The 21056-nt window shown below is 69.5% G+C and carries 18 protein-coding genes; 10 read left to right on the forward strand and 8 right to left on the reverse strand.

What is annotated here, in order from left to right; translation table 11 throughout:
• The first annotated feature begins 128 nt into the window (after positions 1–128).
• Complete coding sequence (locus tag ACWBNA_RS00660; RefSeq protein WP_482701153.1) at positions 129–1199, forward strand: hypothetical protein; 1071 nt, start codon at positions 129–131, stop codon at positions 1197–1199.
• 109 nt (positions 1200–1308) lie between these two features.
• On the opposite strand, the gene ACWBNA_RS00665 is transcribed toward ACWBNA_RS00660, so the two are convergent.
• Entirely contained in the window at positions 1309–3600 is a 2292-nt protein-coding gene (locus tag ACWBNA_RS00665; RefSeq protein ID WP_482701155.1) for a heterodisulfide reductase-related iron-sulfur binding cluster, read from the reverse strand.
• A 229-nt stretch (positions 3601–3829) separates the two neighbouring features.
• Between ACWBNA_RS00665 and ACWBNA_RS00670 the strand changes: the two genes are divergently transcribed.
• The 5 genes from ACWBNA_RS00670 to ACWBNA_RS00690 all read left to right on the forward strand — a co-directional run bounded on the left by ACWBNA_RS00670 (position 3830) and on the right by ACWBNA_RS00690 (position 9160).
• Complete coding sequence (locus ACWBNA_RS00670; protein WP_482701157.1) at positions 3830–4858, forward strand: MraY family glycosyltransferase; 1029 nt, start codon at positions 3830–3832, stop codon at positions 4856–4858.
• 96 nt (positions 4859–4954) lie between these two features.
• The gene (dnaK, locus tag ACWBNA_RS00675) at positions 4955–6799 is read left to right on the forward strand and encodes a molecular chaperone DnaK (protein ID WP_383875519.1); all 1845 of its coding nucleotides are present in this window, start codon (positions 4955–4957) and stop codon (positions 6797–6799) included.
• On the forward strand, positions 6796–7485 hold the full coding sequence (grpE, locus tag ACWBNA_RS00680; RefSeq protein WP_482701159.1) for a nucleotide exchange factor GrpE: 690 nt from the start codon (positions 6796–6798) through the stop codon (positions 7483–7485). The genes dnaK and grpE overlap by 4 nt, the downstream gene beginning before the upstream one ends.
• Before the next feature lie 33 nt (positions 7486–7518).
• Entirely contained in the window at positions 7519–8709 is a 1191-nt protein-coding gene (dnaJ, locus tag ACWBNA_RS00685; RefSeq protein WP_482701161.1) for a molecular chaperone DnaJ, read from the forward strand.
• Between the two features lie 4 nt (positions 8710–8713).
• Positions 8714–9160: a heat shock protein transcriptional repressor HspR gene (locus ACWBNA_RS00690; protein WP_482701163.1), complete on the forward strand. Its 447-nt coding sequence runs from the start codon at positions 8714–8716 to the stop codon at positions 9158–9160.
• Positions 9161–9315: 155 nt separating this feature from the next.
• Here the strand turns inward: ACWBNA_RS00690 and ACWBNA_RS00695 are convergent, their stop codons facing one another.
• Positions 9316–11343: a PA14 domain-containing protein gene (locus ACWBNA_RS00695; protein ID WP_482701165.1), complete on the reverse strand. Its 2028-nt coding sequence runs from the start codon at positions 11341–11343 to the stop codon at positions 9316–9318.
• Positions 11344–11639: 296 nt separating this feature from the next.
• Here ACWBNA_RS00695 and ACWBNA_RS00700 point away from each other — a divergent pair, with 296 nt between their 5' ends.
• The gene (locus tag ACWBNA_RS00700; RefSeq protein ID WP_482701167.1) at positions 11640–12746 is read left to right on the forward strand and encodes a sugar ABC transporter substrate-binding protein; all 1107 of its coding nucleotides are present in this window, start codon (positions 11640–11642) and stop codon (positions 12744–12746) included.
• Between the two features lie 46 nt (positions 12747–12792).
• On the opposite strand, the gene ACWBNA_RS00705 is transcribed toward ACWBNA_RS00700, so the two are convergent.
• Complete coding sequence (locus tag ACWBNA_RS00705) at positions 12793–12975, reverse strand: DUF397 domain-containing protein (RefSeq protein WP_482701169.1); 183 nt, start codon at positions 12973–12975, stop codon at positions 12793–12795.
• A gap of 10 nt (positions 12976–12985) precedes the next feature.
• Positions 12986–13867 (reverse strand): Scr1 family TA system antitoxin-like transcriptional regulator, encoded by an 882-nt coding sequence (locus ACWBNA_RS00710; RefSeq protein ID WP_482701171.1) that lies wholly within the window; start codon positions 13865–13867, stop codon positions 12986–12988.
• Between the two features lie 223 nt (positions 13868–14090).
• Here ACWBNA_RS00710 and ACWBNA_RS00715 point away from each other — a divergent pair, with 223 nt between their 5' ends.
• Complete coding sequence (locus ACWBNA_RS00715; protein WP_482701173.1) at positions 14091–14549, forward strand: ATP-binding protein; 459 nt, start codon at positions 14091–14093, stop codon at positions 14547–14549.
• Positions 14550–14652: 103 nt separating this feature from the next.
• Complete coding sequence (locus tag ACWBNA_RS00720) at positions 14653–15312, forward strand: Uma2 family endonuclease (RefSeq protein WP_482701175.1); 660 nt, start codon at positions 14653–14655, stop codon at positions 15310–15312.
• Positions 15313–15373: 61 nt separating this feature from the next.
• Here the strand turns inward: ACWBNA_RS00720 and ACWBNA_RS00725 are convergent, their stop codons facing one another.
• Genes ACWBNA_RS00725 through ACWBNA_RS00735 form a run of 3 tightly spaced genes read right to left on the reverse strand, consistent with a single transcriptional unit; the run spans position 15374 to position 18691 of the window.
• On the reverse strand, positions 15374–16216 hold the full coding sequence (locus ACWBNA_RS00725; RefSeq protein ID WP_482701177.1) for a transglutaminase family protein: 843 nt from the start codon (positions 16214–16216) through the stop codon (positions 15374–15376).
• A gap of 1 nt (position 16217) precedes the next feature.
• Positions 16218–17150 (reverse strand): alpha-E domain-containing protein, encoded by a 933-nt coding sequence (locus tag ACWBNA_RS00730; RefSeq protein ID WP_482701179.1) that lies wholly within the window; start codon positions 17148–17150, stop codon positions 16218–16220.
• A complete protein-coding gene (locus ACWBNA_RS00735; RefSeq protein ID WP_482701181.1) occupies positions 17147–18691 on the reverse strand; it encodes a circularly permuted type 2 ATP-grasp protein in 1545 nt (514 codons plus the stop codon). The genes ACWBNA_RS00730 and ACWBNA_RS00735 overlap by 4 nt, the downstream gene beginning before the upstream one ends.
• Before the next feature lie 349 nt (positions 18692–19040).
• Between ACWBNA_RS00735 and ACWBNA_RS00740 the strand changes: the two genes are divergently transcribed.
• Positions 19041–20090, forward strand: coding sequence for a helix-turn-helix transcriptional regulator (locus tag ACWBNA_RS00740; protein ID WP_482701183.1), 1050 nt, complete (start codon positions 19041–19043; stop codon positions 20088–20090).
• Here ACWBNA_RS00740 and ACWBNA_RS00745 read toward each other — a convergent pair.
• A complete protein-coding gene (locus ACWBNA_RS00745; protein WP_482701185.1) occupies positions 20053–21045 on the reverse strand; it encodes a helix-turn-helix transcriptional regulator in 993 nt (330 codons plus the stop codon). The genes ACWBNA_RS00740 and ACWBNA_RS00745 overlap by 38 nt on opposite strands.
• Positions 21046–21056 lie beyond the last annotated feature (11 nt).

Below are 21056 nucleotides of genomic sequence, written 5' to 3' on the forward strand. Positions count from 1 at the left end.
GGGTGTCGGGGGGCCCAGGGGTGCCGGGGTGCCGGTGGTGTTCTGGCTGATGGTGGCCAGGAGGTTGCATGTGACGCCGGACGCGTGATGATGCAGCTGTTCGGTTTGGGAGTCGGGGGAGGGCACTCATGCGCTCTGTGTTGTTCCGGGTGCTGTTCTGGGTGCTGGTCTGGGTCGTACGGCTGTGCGCGCTGGCGGGCTGGGTGGCGACCGCGGTCGCCTGTACGTGGCTGCTCGGCGTCGCGCCCACGCCCCGGCCGTGGAACGGGCCGCTGGTGTGGGGCGCCGTCGCGGCGGGGTGTGCGGTGGTGCGGGCGCTGGCACTGTGGGTGTTGCGGGTGCCGACCGCGGTTGCCTGGTGGCATGGCCGTCGGCGGCGTCCGAGCGGCGTCTCACTGAGCAAGGAGGGGAGTGCGGACCGCCGCTGGGATGCCTGGGGCGGCTGGGACAGCTGGGGCGACTGGGACGACGTCCACGAACTCTCCTTCCAGGGGCACGAGATCTGGACCAAGCTCCGCACCGCCGCCGTATGGCTGCTCGTGGCGTTCTCCTCGGGCGCGTTCTTCGTCGCGCTGCTGTCCGGTTCGGAGGCGGGAGGCAAGGCCGAGACGCTGCGGGACGCCGGCGCCGAGGTCAGTGCCGCGACGGTCGTGGAGAAGCCGACGGCGGTTCGGGCGGACGTCGACGACGAGGACGTCGTCCAGGGGTATGCGTCGAGGCTTGTCGTGTCCGTCGCGGGAGGGCCCGAACGGCTCACCGTGAAGGGCGCGTACACCTTCGAGAAGCCTCGCGAGGGGACCGAGGTCGACGTCCTGTGGGTCCGGTCCGCGACGCGGCTCGGCGGGTTCGTCCACGAGGGCAGGGACCTGCCGACGATCGCCGAGGGGCGCTGGAAGGCTTTCCCGGACAGTGAGTTGGGCGGCGCGATGATGTTCGCCTTCATCCTCCTCGCAGTGGTCTTCGGCGGTGTTATGACGCCCGTCTTCACGCTGGTGGCCGATGCCGACGCCCTCCAGGAACTGGCCTGGTCGCCAATCCTCCAGACGATCCGCGCCGCGCTGGCCGCAGTCGTGTTCCTGGGCTGGCGGCCGCTTCTGCTGGGGGAGCAGCCGCAGGTCGCGGAACTGCTCTTCGCCGGGGGCGGTTTCGTCCTCGTCTTCCTGGTGTACGTCTTCACGTCCATCCGCACCCTGGGTTGACGGGTTGACGGGTTGACGGGTTGACGGGTTGACGGGCGCGCGTACGACAACGCCCCCATGCCCGGTCAGGACATGAGGGCGTGGCGCCTCGACGCACTTGTGGAGTCGGCTACTTCACCGGCTGCGGCTCCGGCTCGCTCTCGGCGTCCGTCTGGCCCGCCGGGGGCTCGTCGTCCACCGGTGTCCTGACGGAGTCCAGGAGCAGCTGGGCGACGTCGACGACCTGGATGGACTCCTTGGCCTTGCCGTCGTTCTTCTTGCCGTTGACCGAGTCGGTCAGCATGACGAGGCAGAACGGGCAGGCCGTGGAGACGATGTCCGGGTTGAGCGAGAGGGCCTCGTCCACACGCTCGTTGTTGATGCGCTTGCCGATCCGCTCCTCCATCCACATCCGCGCGCCACCGGCGCCGCAGCAGAAGCCGCGTTCCTTGTGGCGGTGCATCTCCTGCTGGCGCAGGCCCGGGACGGCGGTCATGATCTCGCGCGGGGGCGTGTAGATCTTGTTGTGGCGGCCCAGGTAGCACGGGTCGTGGTAGGTGATGAGGCCCTCGACCGGCGTGACCGGGACGAGCTTGCCCTCGTCGATCAGGTGCTGGAGCAGCTGGGTGTGGTGGATGACCTCGTAGTCGCCGCCGAGCTGCGGGTACTCGTTGCCGAGGGTGTTGAGGCAGTGCGGGCAGGTGGCGACGATCTTCTTCGCCGACTTCGGCTTCTTCGACTCCTCGGTGAAGTTGCCCTCGTCGTCCATCTCCTCGCCGAACGCCATGTTCAGTGCGGAGACGTTCTCCATGCCGAGTTCCTGGAACAGCGGCTCGTTGCCGAGGCGCCGCGCCGAGTCACCGGTGCACTTCTCGTCGCCGCCCATGATCGCGAACTTGACGCCCGCCATGTGGAGGAGTTCCGCGAAGGCCTTCGTCGTCTTCTTGGCGCGGTCTTCCAGCGCGCCCGCGCAGCCGACCCAGTACAGGTACTCGACCTCGGACAGGTCCTCGATGTCGCGGCCGACGACCGGGATCTCGAAGTCGACCTCCTTCGTCCACTCCAGGCGCTGCTTCTTGGCGAGGCCCCAGGGGTTGCCCTTCTTCTCCAGGTTCTTGAGCATCGTGCCCGCCTCGGAGGGGAAGCTGGACTCGATCATCACCTGGTAGCGGCGCATGTCGACGATGTGGTCGACGTGCTCGATGTCGACCGGGCACTGCTCGACACAGGCGCCGCAGGTGGTGCAGGACCACAGGACGTCCGGGTCGATGACGCCGTTCTCCTCGGCGGTGCCGACGAGGGGGCGTTCGGCCTCGGCGAGAGCCGCGGCGGGCACGTCCTTCAGCTGCTCCTCCGACGCCTTCTCCTCGCCCTCCATGGTCTTGCCGCCACCCGCGAGCAGGTAGGGCGCCTTGGCGTGGGCGTGGTCCCGCAGCGACATGATCAGCAGCTTCGGGGAGAGCGGCTTGCCGGTGTTCCAGGCGGGGCACTGCGACTGGCAACGCCCGCACTCGGTGCAGGTGGAGAAGTCCAGCAGGCCCTTCCAGGAGTACTGCTCGACCTGGGAGACGCCGAACACGTCGTCGTCGCCCGGGTCGGTGAAGTCGATCGGCTTGCCGCCGGAGGTCATCGGCTGCAGGGCGCCCAGGGCGGTCTCACCGGTGGCGTTGCGCTTGAACCAGATGTTCGGGAACGCCAGGAAGCGGTGCCAGGCCACGCCCATGTTGGTGTTGAGCGAGACCGTGATCATCCAGATCATGGTCGTGCCCAGCTTGATCATCGCGGTGAAGTAGATCAGGTTCTGGAGCGTGCCGACGCTCAGCCCCTTGAAGGCCAGGACCAGCGGGTACGAGGCGAAGTACGCGGCCTCGTAGTGCTCCACGTGGTGGATGGCGCCCTCGAGGCCGCGCAGCACGTAGATGGCCAGACCGATGGTGAGGATGACGTACTCGACGAAGTACGCCTGACCCATCTTCGAGCCCGCGAACCGTGACTTGCGGCCCGGCCGCGAGGGCAGGTTCAGCAGGCGGATGGCCATCAGCGTGATGATGCCGAGGGACGTCATCGTGGCGATGAACTCGATGTACAGCTCGTACGGCAGGAAGCCGCCGATCACCGGGAGCGTCCAGTCGGCCTCGAAGAGCTGGCCGTAGGCGGTGATGATGGTCGGCGGCAGCGTCAGGAAGCCGATCGCCACGAACCAGTGGGCGATGCCGACGATGCCCCACCGGTTCATCCGGGTGTGGCCGAGGAACTCCTTCACCAGCGTCACGCTGCGCTGGTAGGGGTTGTCGGTCCGGGCGCCGGCGGGGAGCGGCTGGCCGAGTTTGAAGTACCGGACGAACTGGCCGATGGCGCGTGCGAGCAGCGCGACGCCGACCACGGTCAGAACCAGCGACACGATGATCGCGGCGAGTTGCATTTCGGGCTCCTCGGGCCTGCGAGGGGGGTCTTCACGGGAGATTACTAAGCGGTAACTTATGCAGTCCTCTGAGAGTACCCGCAATCCTGTGTCGCAATGTAGTCAGCCGCTCGGTGATCTGTGCTACTGAGGCAGACCTCAGTAAACCCTGCGTCGACCGGGTCACGCGGCGCGCCGGTCAGGTCCCGCCATTCATACCAAATCATGACATTCGGCTTAGCTTGGGTCCGTGCTCTACGGGATCGCCGCCGCCGTCATCGCCCTCCTCCTCGCCGCCGTCCTCACCGCTGCCCTGCGGGTGCCGGCCCTGCGCCTCGGCGTCCTCGACCGGCGCCGGCAGCGTCCGCTCCCACTGCTCGGCGGGATGGCCGTCGTGCTCGTCACCTGCCTGGTCGCGATGGCCGGGGAGTGGACCGGGTTCGCGCCGCTCGTCGACGGCATCGACACGCTGCTCTGCGGCGGGGCCGCCGTCGCCGCGCTGGGCCTGATCGCCGACCTGCGGCGGGTCAAGATGCGCTTCCTGGTGGGCGGTACGGCCGTGGCGGCGGCCTGTGTGGTGCCGTACGCGGAGACCGGCGTGGCGGGCGGGATGCTCGCGGTCGGCTGGATCGTCTTCGCCGCCGTCGGCTTCCGGGCGCTCGACCACGCGGACGCGCTGGCGGGCACCGTCGGGGTCGTGACCGCCTTCGGGGTGGGGGTGCTCGCGGCGACCGAGGTGCTGGACGGGCTGGCCTCGCTGCTGAGCGTGCTGGCCGCCGCGCTGACCGGCTTCCTGATGCACAACTGGCCTCCCGCGCGCGTGGGGCTCGGTTCGTGCGGGTCCCTGTTCACCGGGTTCGTGCTCGCCTCGGCGGCCGTGGCCACCCGGACCGGGCACGAACCCGCGTCCAACGCGGGGGTGTTGTTCGCGCTGACGGCCCTCGCGGGCGCGGACGTCGCCCTCGTCCTGCTCTCCCGTCGCCTCGCCGGGCGGCCCCTGCTGCGCGGTGGGCCGGACCATCTCGCGCACCGGCTGCGGCGGCTCGGCCTGACTCCTCAGGGGGTGACGGTTCTGCTCGGTGTCGGGGCGTCCGGCGGGGTACTCGTCGCGGTCCTCGTGCATCTGGGATGGATCGCGCGGTCCGGGGTGTTCTGGGTGGCGGCGGGCGCTCTGGTCGTCGTACTCGCCCTGCTGCGGATCCGGGTGTACACCCCTCGCAACCCAAGGCGGCTGGAATCGCCGCAGGTCACAGGGCGGTTGCGTGTAAGGAACGGATAAGAGTTGAGTCCATACGACTCAGGTCTGTTGACCAGGGCTGAGGCGTCGTGCACACTTGAGTCCGTTCCACTCAAGTCATCGCTGGAGGAATCAACCATGGCACGTGCGGTCGGCATCGACCTGGGCACGACTAACTCCGTCGTCAGCGTTCTGGAGGGCGGCGAGCCCACCGTGATCACCAACGCCGAGGGCGCCAGGACCACGCCGTCCGTCGTCGCCTTCGCCAAGAACGGTGAGGTGCTCGTCGGCGAGGTGGCCAAGCGCCAGGCGGTCACGAACGTGGACCGGACCATCCGCTCGGTGAAGCGTCACATGGGCACCGACTGGAAGATCGAGCTGGACGGGAAGCCCTTCAACCCGCAGCAGATGTCCGCGTTCATCCTGCAGAAGCTGAAGCGGGACGCCGAGGCCTACCTGGGCGAGAAGGTGACCGACGCGGTCATCACCGTCCCGGCGTACTTCAACGACTCCGAGCGGCAGGCGACGAAGGAGGCCGGCGAGATCGCCGGTCTGAACGTCCTGCGCATCGTCAACGAGCCCACCGCGGCCGCGCTCGCGTACGGCCTCGACAAGGACGACCAGACGATCCTCGTCTTCGACCTCGGTGGCGGCACCTTCGACGTGTCCCTCCTGGAGATCGGCGACGGCGTCGTCGAGGTGAAGGCCACCAACGGCGACAACCACCTCGGTGGTGACGACTGGGACCAGCGCGTCGTCGACTACCTGGTCAAGCAGTTCGCCTCCGGCCACGGCGTGGACCTCGGCAAGGACAAGATGGCGCTGCAGCGCCTGCGCGAGGCCGCCGAGAAGGCCAAGATCGAGCTGTCCTCGTCCACCGAGACCTCGATCAACCTGCCGTACATCACCGCGTCCGCCGAGGGCCCCCTGCACCTGGACGAGAAGCTCACCCGCTCTCAGTTCCAGCAGCTGACGGCCGACCTGCTGGAGCGCTGCAAGACGCCGTTCCACAACGTCATCAAGGACGCCGGCATCAACCTCTCCGAGATCGACCACGTCGTTCTCGTCGGTGGCTCCACCCGTATGCCCGCCGTCGCCGAGCTCGTCAAGGAGCTCACCGGCGGCCAGGACGCCAACAAGGGCGTCAACCCGGACGAGGTCGTCGCCATCGGCGCTGCCCTGCAGGCCGGTGTCCTCAAGGGTGAGGTCAAGGACGTCCTGCTCCTCGACGTGACCCCGCTGTCCCTGGGTATCGAGACCAAGGGCGGCATCATGACCAAGCTGATCGAGCGGAACACGACGATCCCGACCAAGCGGTCCGAGATCTTCACCACCGCCGAGGACAACCAGCCGTCCGTCCAGATCCAGGTCTACCAGGGCGAGCGCGAGATCGCGGCGTACAACAAGAAGCTCGGGATGTTCGAGCTGACCGGTCTGCCGCCGGCCCCGCGCGGCGTCCCGCAGATCGAGGTCGCCTTCGACATCGACGCCAACGGCATCATGCACGTCACCGCCAAGGACCTCGGCACCGGCAAGGAGCAGAAGATGACCGTCACCGGCGGCTCCTCGCTGCCGAAGGACGAGGTCGACCGCATGCGCCAGGAGGCCGAGAAGTACGCGGAGGAGGACCACGCCCGCCGCGAGGCCGCCGAGACCCGCAACCAGGGCGAGCAGCTCGTCTACCAGACGGAGAAGTTCCTCAAGGACAACGAGGACAAGGTCCCCGGCGAGATCAAGACCGAGGTCGAGGCCTCCGTCGAGGAGCTCAAGGCCGCGCTCAAGGGCGAGGACACCGCCGAGATCCGTACCGCCACCGAGAAGGTCGCGGCCGTCTCGCAGAAGCTCGGCCAGGCCATGTACGCCGACGCGCAGGGTGCGCAGGCCACCGGTGGCGCGTCCGCCGGTGACGAGGCGCCCAAGGCCGACGACGACGTCGTGGACGCCGAGATCGTGGACGACGAGCGCAAGGACGGTGCCGCGTGACGGAGGAGACCCCGGGCTTCGACGAGAAGCCCGACGTCCCTTCCGGCGCCACCCCCGACGACGCCGAGCCGCAGGCCGCCTCCCCCTCCGGGGAGGGGGCGGCCCCGGCCGGGGACGCATCAGCACAGTTGGCAGGCCTGACGGCCCAGCTGGACCAGGTACGCACGGCGCTCGACGAGCGCACCGCGGACCTCCAGCGGCTCCAGGCCGAGTTCCAGAACTACCGCCGCCGGGTCGAACGGGACCGGATCGCGGTCAAGGAGATCGCCATCGCGAACCTCCTGACCGAGCTCCTGCCGGTCCTCGACGACATCGGCCGCGCGCGGGAACACGGCGAACTCGTCGGCGGATTCAAGTCCGTCGCGGAGTCGCTGGAGACCGTCGCGGCGAAGATGGGCCTGCAGCAGTTCGGCAAGGAGGGCGAGCCCTTCGACCCGACGATCCACGAGGCCCTGATGCACTCGTACGCGCCGGACGTCACGGAGACGACGTGCGTGGCGATCCTGCAGCCCGGGTACCGGTTCGGCGAGCGCACCATCCGCCCCGCGCGGGTGGCCGTGGCCGAGCCCCAGCCCGGCGCGCAGGCCGTCAAGGGCGACGAGGCGGAGACGTCATCCGGTGCCTCCGGTGCCTCGGGTGCCTCCGCCGCCGACGACAAGGAGAGCGGTGGCCCGGACGAGGGCTGAGCTTGAATCCACGTGGAAGGAGGGACGTCGAGGATGAGCACCAAGGACTTCATCGAGAAGGACTACTACAAGGTCCTCGGCGTCCCCAAGGACGCCACCGAGGCCGAGATCAAGAAGGCGTACCGGAAGCTCGCCCGCGAGTTCCACCCGGACGCCAACAAGGGCAACGCCAGGGCCGAGGAGCGCTTCAAGGAGATCTCCGAGGCCAACGACATCCTCGGCGACCCCAAAAAGCGCAAGGAGTACGACGAGGCCCGCGCCCTCTTCGGCAACGGCGGCTTCCGCCCGGGGCCGGGCGCGGGCGGCGGCTCCTTCAACTTCGACCTGGGTGACCTCTTCGGAGGCGGCGCCCAGGGCGGCGGCTCCGGCCAGGGCGCCGGCGGCTTCGGCGGCGGCATCGGTGACGTCTTCGGGGGCCTGTTCAACCGCGGCGGCGCCGGCACGGGCACGCGTACGCAGCCCCGGCGCGGCCAGGACATCGAGTCCGAGGTCACCCTCAGCTTCACCGAGGCGATCGAGGGCGCGACGGTCCCGCTGCGGATGTCCTCGCAGCAACCCTGCAAGGCCTGCTCGGGCACCGGCGACAAGAACGGCACACCGCGCGTGTGCCCGACCTGCGTCGGCACCGGGCAGGTCGCCCGGGGCACCGGCGGGGGCTTCTCCCTCACCGACCCGTGCCCCGACTGCAAGGGCCGCGGCCTGATCGCCGAGCACCCCTGCCTCGACTGCAAGGGCAGCGGCCGGGCCAAGTCGTCCCGCACCATGCAGGTCCGCATCCCGGCGGGCGTCACCGACGGGCAGCGGATCCGGCTGCGTGGCAAGGGCGCACCCGGCGAGCGCGGCGGCCCGGCGGGCGACCTGTACGTCACGGTGCACGTGGGCGCCCACCCGGTCTTCGGCCGCAAGGGCGACAACCTCACGGTGACGGTCCCGGTCACGTTCGCGGAGGCGGCGCTGGGCGGCGAGGTCAGGGTCCCCACCCTGGGCGGCCCTTCCGTCACCCTGAAGCTTCCCCCGGGCACACCCAACGGCCGCACCATGCGCGCCCGCGGCAAGGGCGCGGTCCGCAAGGACGGCACCCGCGGCGACCTGTTGGTCACCGTCGAGGTGAGTGTTCCGAAGGACCTGACGGGGAATGCTCGTGACGCGCTAGAGGCGTATCGCGAGGCAACCGCGGACGAGGACCCGCGGGCGGAGCTGTTCCAGGCCGCGAAGGGAGCATGATCGAATGGACGGTCGTCGACGCAACCCGTATGAACTGACCGAGGAAACCCCGGTCTACGTCATCTCGGTGGCGGCCCAGCTCTCCGGCCTGCACCCGCAGACCCTGCGCCAGTACGACCGTCTCGGCCTGGTCTCCCCGGACCGCACCCCGGGGCGTGGCCGCCGCTACTCGGCCCGCGACATCGAACTGCTGCGTACCGTCCAGCAGTTGTCGCAGGACGAAGGCATCAACCTGGCCGGCATCAAGCGGATCATCGAACTGGAGAACCAGGTCGCCGCGCTGCAGTCCCGCGTCGCGGAGATGGAGGCGGCCCTCGAGGGCGCCGCCGCGGCGATGCGGCAGCGCGAGGCGGCGGTCCACGCGTCGTACCGCCGCGACCTGGTCCCGTACCAGGAGGTCCAGCAGACCAGCGCGCTGGTGGTGTGGCGGCCCAAGGGGCGGCAGGACTGACGTAAGCATGTGACAGGGGCCCGGGGGTTCATCCGAACCGCCGGGCCCCTTCGCGTGTCAGCGGCCGAAGAACGGTCCTCCCCAGCCCCGGTTCTGGTCGAGGACGAGGGCTGGTGCCGTGGGGCGGGCGGGCCGCTTGGTTCAGTGGCTCATGGTCAGGCTCCGCTCGGCGGGATCACGACGGGGGAGAGGCCGGAGAAGGCCTCCGAGCCGTCGGCGGCGACGGACGAGACGAGGTAGTGGCTGGTCGTGGCCGACGGAGTCGTGAGGTCGGTGTAGCCGCGGGCGTCGGCGGCCAGGGGTACGTCGGTCAGGCGGACGTACTGGTCGGCCGCGCGGTCCCAGCGGTAGACGTGGAAGCCGGCGGTGGTGCAGTCGGCGCCGGTGCAGGTCCACGAGAGTTTCGCGTGGGCAGACCCGTCCGCCGCGGCGGTCAGGGACCAGGGCGCGGTCGGCGCGGGCCGGTGCGACGGGGTGAGCTCGAACTCGTTGACGCTCACGTTGGCGACGTCGACGAGCGGGGAACCGCTGGTCGTGTAAAGGGAGTTGTTGTTCTTGTCCACCGCGTCCACGAAGTAGACCCAGTACTCGTCGTTCGGCACGTTGAGGTCGGTGAACCGGGTCGTCCCGGGCGGGAGGACGGCGATCCCCTCGTGGCCGCCGCCGTCGGCGGGGGCCCGGTGCACGATGTACGAGGCGAGGTCCGGTGCGGGGCTCTCGTCCCACTCCAGGACCGTGCCGTACTCCGTGCTGGTGTGGGTGAGGCCGGTGACGGCGGGCGGCGGGGTGGTGTCGCGCAGGCCCGCATGGACCGTGGCCGAGGGGGCCGACTCGCGGCCCGCGCTGTCGACGCTGGTGACGTAGTACCCGTAGGCCGTGGCAGCCGCGGCGGAGTAGTCCGTGCAGCCGTACTCCGGGTAGTAGTCGGCCTCGTTGCCGACCCGGTACGTCTCACAGGTGACCGGCGCCGGGACGGCGTTCGCGTCGGACAGGTCCCAGCGGTACGCCCGGTACTGCGTGGGCGCCGCCTTAGACGTCTTCCAGTGCAGGGTGATGCCGGTCTCTTCCGCGTTTGTGCCCGGGGACTCCATGACGGGTACGGCCAGCGGCCGGGCCAGGGAGACGACCTGCGAGGTGGCGGTGTTGCCGGCGGCGTCCTTGGCGACGATCTTGTAGTACGAGGTCTCCCCGTAGGGCGCGGTCTCGTCGGTGCGGCTCGACCCGTAGGAGACGCCGAGCTTCACGTACGGCCCGTCGGCGGAGGCGGCCCGGTAGACGTCGTACGTGACGTCGAAGGTGTCGTCCTGCCAGTCCAGCTGGACTCCGAGCACGGGGTCGTCGGTCGCGGACAGGACCGGTGTCAGCGGGGCGGTCCGGTCGACGGTGGTGACCGGCTTGTCGGCACTGCCCGACGACTCGTTGCCGGCCTTGTCGACGGCCCGGACCTCGTAGTAGTACGCGGCGCCGGTGGGCGCGAGGGTCTCGGTGAAGGAGGTACCGGTGACCAGGTTGCCGCCACTGACCAAGCGGTAGTCCTCGGTGCCCTTCAGCCGCCGGTAGACGCGGTACCCGGCGAGGTCCATCTCCTTGTTCTTCGCCCAGGTGAGTCTCGCCTTGCCGGTGGCCTGGTCGTACGTGACCGAAGCACTCGTCGGGGCGAGGGGCTTGACCTTGTCGACGGTGGCCGAGGTGCGGGGAGAGTAGGCGAAGGAGACGTTCGCTGTCCCGGTCCAGTTGACGAAGTCGACGCGCAGGGTGTGGCTGCCGGACGGGATCGTGACGTTGACGGTCTTCTTCACCGTCGAGGACACGTTCTTCCAGAGGTCGACCTTGCGGACGTTGTCGAGGTAGACGCGGATGCCGTCCTGGGCGGAGACGGGCAGGGCGAAGGGGCCGCCGGAGCCGAAGTCGCGTGTCACCGTCCAGCGGACGCCGAAGTTGTTCGACGGGAGGCCGGAAGCCGGGGCGCCCGTGCCCCAGTTCTGGTCGATGGTGCTGTCGCAGTCCGTTTTCTTCGGTGTACCCGAGAACGTGGTGTTCGCGAAGAACTGCCGCTTGAAGACCGGCGAGGTGCAGGTCGTCGCGGCGGACGCGGGGGCGGCGACGGCGGTGAGCAGGCCGCCCGCGGTGGCGAGCACGACGGCGGTCGTGGCCGCCATGGTCGTGCGTCTGGCTGGGTTCATTCGGTCCTCTGGTCGGTGATCGGAGCGGCAGAGGCAGCCGCTGTGATCACGACTCGCGAGGAATGGACTTGGTTGTACGGATCTTTGCCCTCCCGAGGGAGGGCATTTAATGGAGAGTCCGTAACGGGCGTTTGGAGAAGTTTCGCTATGCCTTCACATGCAAAGCGGAGCGTGGCGTTGCGCACTCGTTAAGTGGTTCCGCTTGACGCTGGGGGACGCCGACGCGTTGTCTTTTCAGACAGCTGGGTCGCACTGCTGCGCCCGCGTCCGAAAAGCACCAAGAAGTGAGCTCCCCAATGCGTCGTATCGCCATAGCCGTGGCCGCGTCCACGATGACCCTCTCGCTTGCCGCCTGCGGCGCGCTCGGGGTGACCGGGAGTGGCAGCGAGGCGAGCCCGACCAAGGGGAACGACATCACGGTCGGCGTGCTGATGCCGGAGAAGACGAACACGCGGTACGAGGAGTTCGACTACCCCATCATCCGGGCGAAGGTCGCCTCCCTCACCGCGAACAAGGGCAAGACCGTGTACGCCAACGGCGAGGCCGACGCGGACAAGCAGGCCAGCCAGATGCAGCAGATGATCGACGACCAGGTCGACGTCATCCTCCTCGACGCCGTCGACTCGCACGCCATCGCCGACACCGTGCAGAAGGCGAAGGACGCGGGCATCCCCGTCATCGCCTACGACCGCCTGGCCGAGGGCCCGATCGACGCGTACGTCTCCTTCGACAACGAGCTGGTCGGCGAGGTCCAGGGCCGCTCGATCATCGAAGCGCTGGGCCCGAACGCCGACACCTCGGACAAGATCGTCATGATGAACGGTTCGCCCACCGACCCGAACGCCGGACAGTTCAAGGCGGGCGCACTCTCCGAGCTGGAGGGCAAGGTGACGATCGCCGAGTCGTTCGACACCAAGGGCTGGAGTCCGGAGGAGGCCGAGTCCAACATGGCCGAGGCCATCAACAAGATCGGCAAGAGCAACGTCGCCGCGGTGTACTCCGCCAACGACGCCATGGCCGGCGGCATCATCAAGGCCCTCGACGCCGCGGGCATCACCAAGCTGCCCCCGATCACCGGCCAGGACGCGGAACTCTCCGCCGTGCAGCGGATCGTCGCGGACGAGCAGTACATGAGCGTCTACAAGCCGTACCCGCAGGAGGCGGAGGCCGCGGCGGAGATGGCCGTGGCCAAGATCCAGGGCAGGGACATCCAGTTCGACGCCCTCGCCTCCGACAAGGTGGACAGCCCCACCGACAAGGACATCTCCGCCCAGCTGGTGCCGGTGGTGGCCCTGACGAAGGCCAACATCAAGTCCACGGTCGTCGCGGACGGCATCTACAAGGTGTCCGACATCTGCACGAGCGACTTCAAGGCGGCGTGCGCGGAGATCGGGCTGAAGTAGCCCCCTCGCAGACCTTCCGACGCCGGCCGCGCGACCGGCCGGCCTGTCAGTCGGCGTCCACGACGTACCGGATCAGGGCGGCGAGGCCGGCGGGGGCGGTGCTCAGGATGACGTCCGGGGTGTCGCTCTCGCGGAGGCGGATCGTTTTGTCGGGGGCGGTGGCGACGTAGAGGCACTCGCCCTGCGGGCCGCCGCTGAACGTCGACTTCTGCCAGGTGAGTTCGGGCATCCGGGCCTCCTCAAAGGGTGTACAGCACGTGCTGGATGAGGGCCAGCGAGTCCTTCACGGAGTGTGCTTCCGGGGCCAACGATACGTCGATGGGGGCGAGGGCGTGCTCGGTGAGGCGCTCGAACAGCGCGCTGTACTGGGTAAGGCCGTCGCGATCGCCCAAGTACCGGAATCCAGAGGGATATTCGAGAACCACCGTGCCAAGTTCGGGAACCTCAGGGATGGCATGGACGAAGTTTCCGGTAAGGGCTGCGTGCGGCTGAGAGGTGAAAGGGTAGATCTGGACGGTCACGTTGGGCAGCCGGGCCAGTTCGGCCAGGCGGAGCAGTTGATCACGCAGCACCTCGGCGCCACCGAACCGCATGTGCAACGCGGACTCGTGGATGACGGCGTGCACGGAGGGCGGATCCTCGCGGGTGAGGACGTGCTGCCGTTCCATGCGGAACCTCAGGGTGTCCTCGATGTTCTCGAAGCCCAGGTCAGGGCTGGTGAAGAGGGCCCTGGCGTAGTCGGCGGTCTGGAACAGGCCCGGGATGAGCAGTGTTTGGTGCAGCCGAAGCGTGACGGCTCCTGCCTCTAGTTCCGCCAGGTTCAGCGGGCCCTGCTCCATGGGCTTCTTGTAGGCGGTCCACCAGCCCTTGCCGGTTGCCTCGGACATGGCGACGAGGGCGTCGACATACGTCTCATCTTTGCATCCATAGAGATGACACAGCTGGCGGAGCCGCTCCGTCAGGATCGTGGTCTTCGCCGTCTCGATCTGGCTCAACTGGGCTCGCCCCATACCGATCCGCTCGGCGACCTCTCCCGCACTGAACCCCGCATGTTCGCGCAGTTGTTTGAGTTCATATCCAAGTCGCCGCTGGCGTTCGGTGATGGTGGTGCGCAGTCCCACGGGTAACTCCTTGTCCAGTCGCCCAAAGTCTCCCTGGATCAGGGGAGTTCGTCCACCGATCTCGCGAACAGCTTGAAAATTGTAAACCTTCACCTCTACCGTAAGTGCAGGATCAGTCACACAGTGAGACGGCCCACCTTCCATCTGCCCATAAGCCGACAGAGCACCCGCACCCCGGGCACCGCCATCGCCGGGCAAACCCCCCTCGTACCCAGGAGCCTCCATGGACCCAGCCCGCCACCCCGCTCACCGTCCGGCCCAACTCACCCACGAATACAGCCTGTTCGCCCCCGGAGACGCCACCGCACCCCGCGTCTGCCGTGACTTCGTACGTGCCGTCCTCTTCACCCACGACCGTGAACTCCTCGTCATGCCCGCCGCCTTGTGCACGTCGGAACTCGTCACCAACGTCCACCTGCACACCAAGGGCACCGCGATGCTCCGCGTCCGCCTCACCCCGGCCCGCTTCCATGTGAGCGTCTTCGACGAGAGCCCCGACCCACCCGTCGTCACGCACCCCGCCGCCGGGGCCGTTGCCTGCTGGGGGAGAGGGCTCGCGCTCGTCGCGGAGATGGCGGACACGTGGGGTGTCGCCGCCGAGAGGGCGGGGCGGTTCGCCAAGGGCGTGTGGTTCGAGCTGGGTGGGGGCGGGGGATCGTTCCGCCCTCGCTCGAACGGATGAACTGGGGGCATGTCCCCTGGTCAGCCGTATAGCCGTACCTACCGTGATCGCGTTGCTTGTGCCCCAATCACGCCCAGCCCACACTTGAGGAGGTGATGCTGCCATGACCGCTCTTGCGCACGAGAGGCCCGAGACCATGCCTGAGACCAGGACCGAGTCCGTGTCCCTAGCCGAGAACGGCCCCGAGCTGGACGAGGTCCTGTGGCAGGTATGGAAGGCGATCGAACTCCCCGAGGGCTACCGCGCAGAGATCATTGAGGGAGCCATTGAGGTGTCGCCCACCGCTCGCCGCTCGCACGGCCTGATCACCAATCGCGTGCGAAGGGCCCTGGACAAGTTCTTGGACGGCGGCGAGTACGCCTGTCATCAGGATGTGAACGTGATCCACAACCGTAAGGCATGGATCCCGGACGCTTTGGTTGCTCCCGAGGACACGGAGCCGTGCGGCGACGAGGACGACATGGGCGTGAGGGCCGACTCAGTGCAGCTCATCGTCGAAGTCGTCTCCCCCGGTAAGCGCAACCAGGACCGCGACCGCATCCGCAAGCGCCGCGAATACGCCCGAGCCGGCATCCCCGTCTACGTCACCATCGACGACTACGACGGCCAGGGCGCCGTCACCCTCTTCACTGGCCCCCGCCCCGACAAGGCCGACTGGGAGGACATCCACCGCGTCCCCTACGGCACCGACGTCACCATCCCCGAAGGCCCGGCCAAGGGCTTCGTGATCGGGGAGACGATCACGGGCCCGAAGCGGGGCTGAGGCGAACCGGCGCCGAAGGGGACAACGCTGTCTCACGCCGCCCGCGTAACGCCCCCCGGCCTCACCCCACCCGCGTGAACTCCACCGTCACCTCCGGCAGCCCGCCCGCCACCCCCCGGTACACACCCTTGTGCGGCGTGACGTCGTCGTAGTCGCGGCCCCGGCCCACCACCACGTGGGACTCGTCGGCCCTCGTCCGGTTGGTGGGGTCGTAGCCGCACCAGTCGCCCGCCCAGTACTCGACCCAGGCGTGGCTCTGGCCGGGGACCGGGCGGTGGAGTTCCGCGTCCTGTTCTGGGTGGAGGTAGCCGGAGACGTAGCGGGTGGGCAGGCCCAGGCCTCGCAGGAGGGCGAGGGTGACGTGGGCGATGTCCTGGCAGACGCCCGCGCCCTGTTCCCAGGCCTCGGCGGCGGAGGTGGTCACCCCGGTGGAGCCGGGGAGGTAGGCGACCCGGTCGGCCACCAGGGAGGACACGACGGCGGCGGTCTCGTGCGGGTCGAGGCCGGCCGCCGCGTCCCTCGCCTGGGCCACCAGGTCGGCGGGGAGCGTCGTACGGGGGGTGTCGCCGGCGAACTCCAGCAGGCGGGAGCGTGCGGTGTGGGCGGCGACTTCCGGCCAGGTCGGTGGGTGCGGGAGGGGGTCCGGGGTGTGGGTCTCGACCAGGCTGGAGGCGGTGATGGTGAGGTCGGCGTGCGGGTCCATGAGGTCGAAGCCGGTGACCTGGGTGCCCCAGTAGTCCCAGTACGACCAGGTGGTGGCCGTCGGGCTGATGGTGACCCGGGAGTCCAGGGTGGTCTGGTGGGGCAGGGTCAGCGGGGTCATGCGGACCTCGTTGTGCGAGGAGACCGCGGCCTGGGCGTAGGAGACCCGGGTGACGTGCCGGATGCGGAGGCGACGAGCCATCTCAGGCTCCTTCCTGGGCCCACTCGACGGGGCCCTGGTAGGGGAAGAACCGCTCGGCCACTCCCTCGGCGGATGCCATGCAGGACTGCTGCAGGTCCCGGAGAAGGGCGGGGAGTTGGTCTTCCATGGCCTGCGAGTCGAGGTATTCCAGGCGGGTGCGCATCCGGCCGATCGGGCGGCGCGCCGGGTCCTGGCGGGGGCGGCCGAGGGCCGTCAGGCACTCCTCGGCGGTGGTCAGGGCGTGCAGGGCCGAGCGCGGGAAGTCGCGGTCCAGGAGCAGGAATTCGGCCACCCGCGGGGTGTCGCCGAAGCCGCTGTGCACGCGCGCGTACGCCTCGTCGGCGCCGGACGCGCTGAGCAGGGTCGGCCAGTCGGGTGCGTGGGCGGCGTCCAGGACGCGCACCGAGAGCAGTCGTACGGTCATGTCCACCCGTTCCAGGCTCCGGCCCAGGACGACGAAACGCCAGCTGTCGTCCCGGCTCATGGTGGAGTCGGCCAGGCCGAAGAAGAGGGCGGCCCGGCGTCGTACCAGCTCCAGATAGCCGTAGGGGCCTGTGCGGCGGGCCGCGAGCCGCTGGTCGGCGAGCGCGTGCCAGGTGGAGTTGAGGCACTCCCACATCTCGGAGGAGACCGCCTCGCGGGCGCTCCTCGCGTTCAGCCGGGCCGCGCCCAACGCGCCCTCGATGGAGCAGGTGGACCGGGCGTCGAAGGCCAGCTGGTCCAGGACCTGTTGCATGTCGACGCGCTGGTCGCCCGCGTCGACGCCGAGGATCGCGTACAGCGACCGGCAGGCCACGTCCTCGTCGCGCCAGGGGTCCTCCAGCATGCGGTGCAGGTAGGCGTCGAGGATGCGGCCGGTGTTGTCCGCGCGCTCGACATACCGGCCGGTCCAGGTGAGGGACTCGGCTATCCGGGACAGGATCACGTCGTTCACTGCTGCTGTGCCCCTTCCTGTACGACGGCGGGGGTGCCGTCGGGTCCGAGCTGGCGGGGGGCCACGTCGGGCAGCGAGCCGGGGGTGGTCGCGGCGGGCTGTTCTGCCGGTCCCTCGGCCAGTACCCAGGTGTCCTTGGAGCCGCCGCCCTGGCTGGAGTTGACGATCAGGTTGCCCTCCTGGAGGGCGACGCGGGTGAGGCCGCCGGGCAGGACCCAGACGTCGTTGCCGTCGTTGACGGCGAAGGGCCGCAGGTCTATGTGGCGCGGTGCCATGCGTTCGCCGGCCAGGGTGGGTGAGGTGGACAGGGCGACGGGCCGCTGGGCGATGAAGCCGCGGGGGTCGGCGGCGACGGCGGCGCGGGTGCGTTCGAGGGTTTCGCGGTCGGCCTTCGGGCCGATGACGATGCCCTGGCCGCCGGCGCCGTCGACCGGCTTGATGACCAGCTGGTCGATCTGGTCGAGGACGGCGTCCAGTTGGCCGGGTTCGTCCGGCCGGAAGGACTCCACATTGGGGAGAATCGGTTCTTCGGAGAGGTAGTAGCGGATCAGGTCCGGGACGTACGTGTAGAGCAGCTTGTCGTCCGCGATGCCGTTGCCGACGGCGTTGGCGAGGGTGACGTTGCCCGCGAGGGCGGCGCCCATGATGCCGGGGCAGCCGATCACCGAGTCGGGGCGGAAGTGGAGCGGATCGAGGAAGTCGTCGTCCAGGCGCCGGTATACGACATGGACGGGTACCTCGCCGCGGGTCGTGCGCATCCCCACCCGGTTGCCGCGGCAGACGAGGTCGTGCCCCTCGACCAACTGGACGCCCATCAGACGGGCGAGCAGGGCGTGTTCGAAGTAGGCGGCGTTGCTCGGCCCGGGGGTCAGGACGACCACCCGCGGATCCGTGGTGCCGTCGGGCGCGGCGGCCCGCAGGGCGGCGAGCAGGCGCTGCGCGTACCCGTCGACGGGCACGACGTGCTGCTCGGCGAAGAGGGAGGGGAAGACCCGGGTCATCGCGCGCCGGTTCTCGATCACGTACGAGACCCCGCTGGGCACCCGGACGTTGTCCTCCAGGACCCGGAAGTCGCCCGCCTCGTCCCGTACGAGGTCGATGCCGGCGACGTGGATGCGGACCCCGCCCGGCGGTTCGACGCCGTGGGCCGCGCGGTGGAAGTGGGGGGAGCTGAGGAGCAGCCGCCAGGGCACCACACCGTCCTCGAAGGCGCGGGCGGGCCCGTAGGCGTCGCCGAGGTAGGCCTCCAGGGCCCTGACTCTCTGACTCACCCCGCGTTGTATGAGATCCCATTCCAGGGCGTCCAGGATCCTGGGCACGAGGTCCAGCGGCCAGGGCCGCTCCTCGCCCGCGAAGGCGTAGGTCACGCCCCGGTCGGTGAACGCCCTGGCCATCTGGTCGGCCCGGAAGCGCAGTTCGCTCGGCTCGATCGGTTGCAGCGCCGCCAGCACCGGCTCATAGGCGGTCCTGACCTCACCCGGCCGCTCGAACATCTCGTCCCACGCGTCGGCCAACGCGTATGCGTCAAATATGTCCGCCATGACCTGACGTTAAGTGCGGTTGGTAACACGCTGATCTCTGCGTGATTTCCGGCAGCTCACGCGGGTGCGGGCGGGATCGTTGTGGTGCCGGGGGCGGGTGTGGCACGCCGGGCGGGGCCGCCCCCGCCCGGCCGCTCCCGCGGCTCGGGCGAAGCGGGTTCCAGCGTGCGTCCGGCGGGTACGGGACACCCCCGTCAGCTTGTTGCAACCGGACCGGTGGAGGCGTGGAGTCAGTGGGGCAAACCGGTGTTTTCTCCCTGTCGCGAAGGGAGGAGCCGTGTTGCGGAGAGGGTCGGGTCCGCGCATAGTGGCGCTGCAAAAGACGCCGGAACCGGGGGTGGGATGGGCGATGGCCGGGCACGGGGCGGAGGAGCATCCACACGGTGCCGACCGACTGTGCGACGCCGGGGACCGCGTGTACTCCCGGGCCGTGCGGCGGGGCCGCGTGCCGCGCGAGGACGCCGGGCCGGTGCCCTGTCTGCTGGAGCTGGCCCTGCTGCACCCGGATCCCGACGACATGGACTGGCTGGTGCCGACGGCACCCCAGGAGGTCATGACACGGCTGCTGCGCGGCATGTACGACGAGGTCAGCGCCAGCCAGCGGCGGGTGGGGTCGGCCGTGGCGGCCTTCGAGTGGTACGCGGGCCTCGGCCCACAACCGCAGGCGGCATCCGCCGAGGGCGGCGCGATCCGCGTCCTCGACGGTCTCTCCCGCATCCAGGCGGCGATGGACGAGGCGACGGAGGCCTGCACGACGGAGGTCCTGACCGTCCAGCCCGGCGGCATCCGCCCGGAACACGAGCTGACCGAGGGCCTGCACCGGGCGCTGGCGCTGCGCGGCCGGGGCGTTCGCATGCGCGACCTGTACACGCACGTGGCCCGGCACGGGCAGGGCCTGCTCAACTATCTGGAGCTGATGGGCGGCACGGTCCAGGCCCGCACCCTCGACGAGGTCATCGACCGCCTGATCCTCTTCGACCGCACGGTGGCCTTCATCCCGGCGAACGCGGACCGCACCCTGGCCCTCGAACTACGCCACCCCGCGCTGGTGGAGTACCTCGGCACGGTCTTCGAACGCCTCTGGCGCCTGGCGATCCCGCTCACCGCCCCCCTCCCCGACACCGGCATCGAGGGCATCTCACACCGGGAGCAGTCCATCGCGGCGCTGCTCGCGGAGGGCCACCAGGACGCGGTGATCGCGGAACGGCTGGGGATAAGCGTCCGGACCTGCCGGGCGCACATCGCGCGGCTGTCGGAGACGCTGGGCGCGGCCAGCCGCACCCAACTCGGCGTGCGCATCGCCCAGGTGGGCCTGGACGGCGGCGCCCGTCCCGCCGACGTGGGGCCGGGTCCGGGGTCGCTCAGCCTTCCTGATCAAGGATCCCGGACCGTCCGATGAGATAACCGAGCTGCGCCCTGCTCTCGCTGCCGAGGGTGGAGGCGAGTTTGGCGATGTGCTCGCGGGCGGTGCGAACGTTCAGGCCGAGGCGGTCGGCGATGACGGCGTCGGTGTGGCCCTCCACGAGGAGAGCGGCTATGGCGCGCTGGCGGGGGGTGATGCCGTTCAGGGTGGGCTGCTGGACCGCCTGGGGGTACATCGGCGTGGCCAGGTGCCAGAGGCGGTCGAAGGTGGTGGCGAAGAAGTCGACGAGCGCAGGATGGCGGACCTCCAGGGCGAGCGCGCGGTCCTTGCTGGCCGGGACGAAGGCGACGGCGTGGTCGATCACGACGAGGCGCTCGGTGACCTGGTCGAGGGTGCGTGCCTCGGCATCACCGTTCAGCCGCTCGTAGCGGGCGATCACGGCGGGCGAATGCCGCTGCGTGTGCTGGTAGAGGGTGCGGATGCGGCCGCCGCGGTCGAGCAGCGCCTGATCGCGGGCCAGGCTCTGGGCCAGACGGTCGGCGGGATTGCGACCGTCGTAGGGCTGGATGGCGAGCAGTTCCCGGGAGGCGTCCGCCATGGCCGTGGTGATGGCCTCGTTGATGCGGTCGAGCCCGCTGAGGACGCTGATGCCCGGCAGGTCCGCCGTCGCCGTGCGCCGCCCGTCGATCCGCATGAGCCGCTCGAAGGTCTCGGACAGCCGTTGCTCGCGCTGTCGTTCGTCGGCGATGCGGTCCGCGGAGGTGCGCAGCATCCGGTGCAGAGCGACGGCCGGAGCGACGGGTTCCAGCCGGTTCAGGTCTGCCACGGCGGGGTGCAGGAGCCCGAAGTCGACCAGACAGGGCGCCGCTTCCGCGTCTGCGGCGCTCACGTGTCCTTCGCGCAGGGCGGTCTCGTACAACTCCTTCGCCGCCACGCACAGGTCTGCCACGTCGTGTTGTGGGTGCGGCGCGCTCACTTCCTCCGTCGTCATAGGGTTGCGGA

This window comes from Streptomyces sp. Q2 (genome assembly GCF_056820935.1).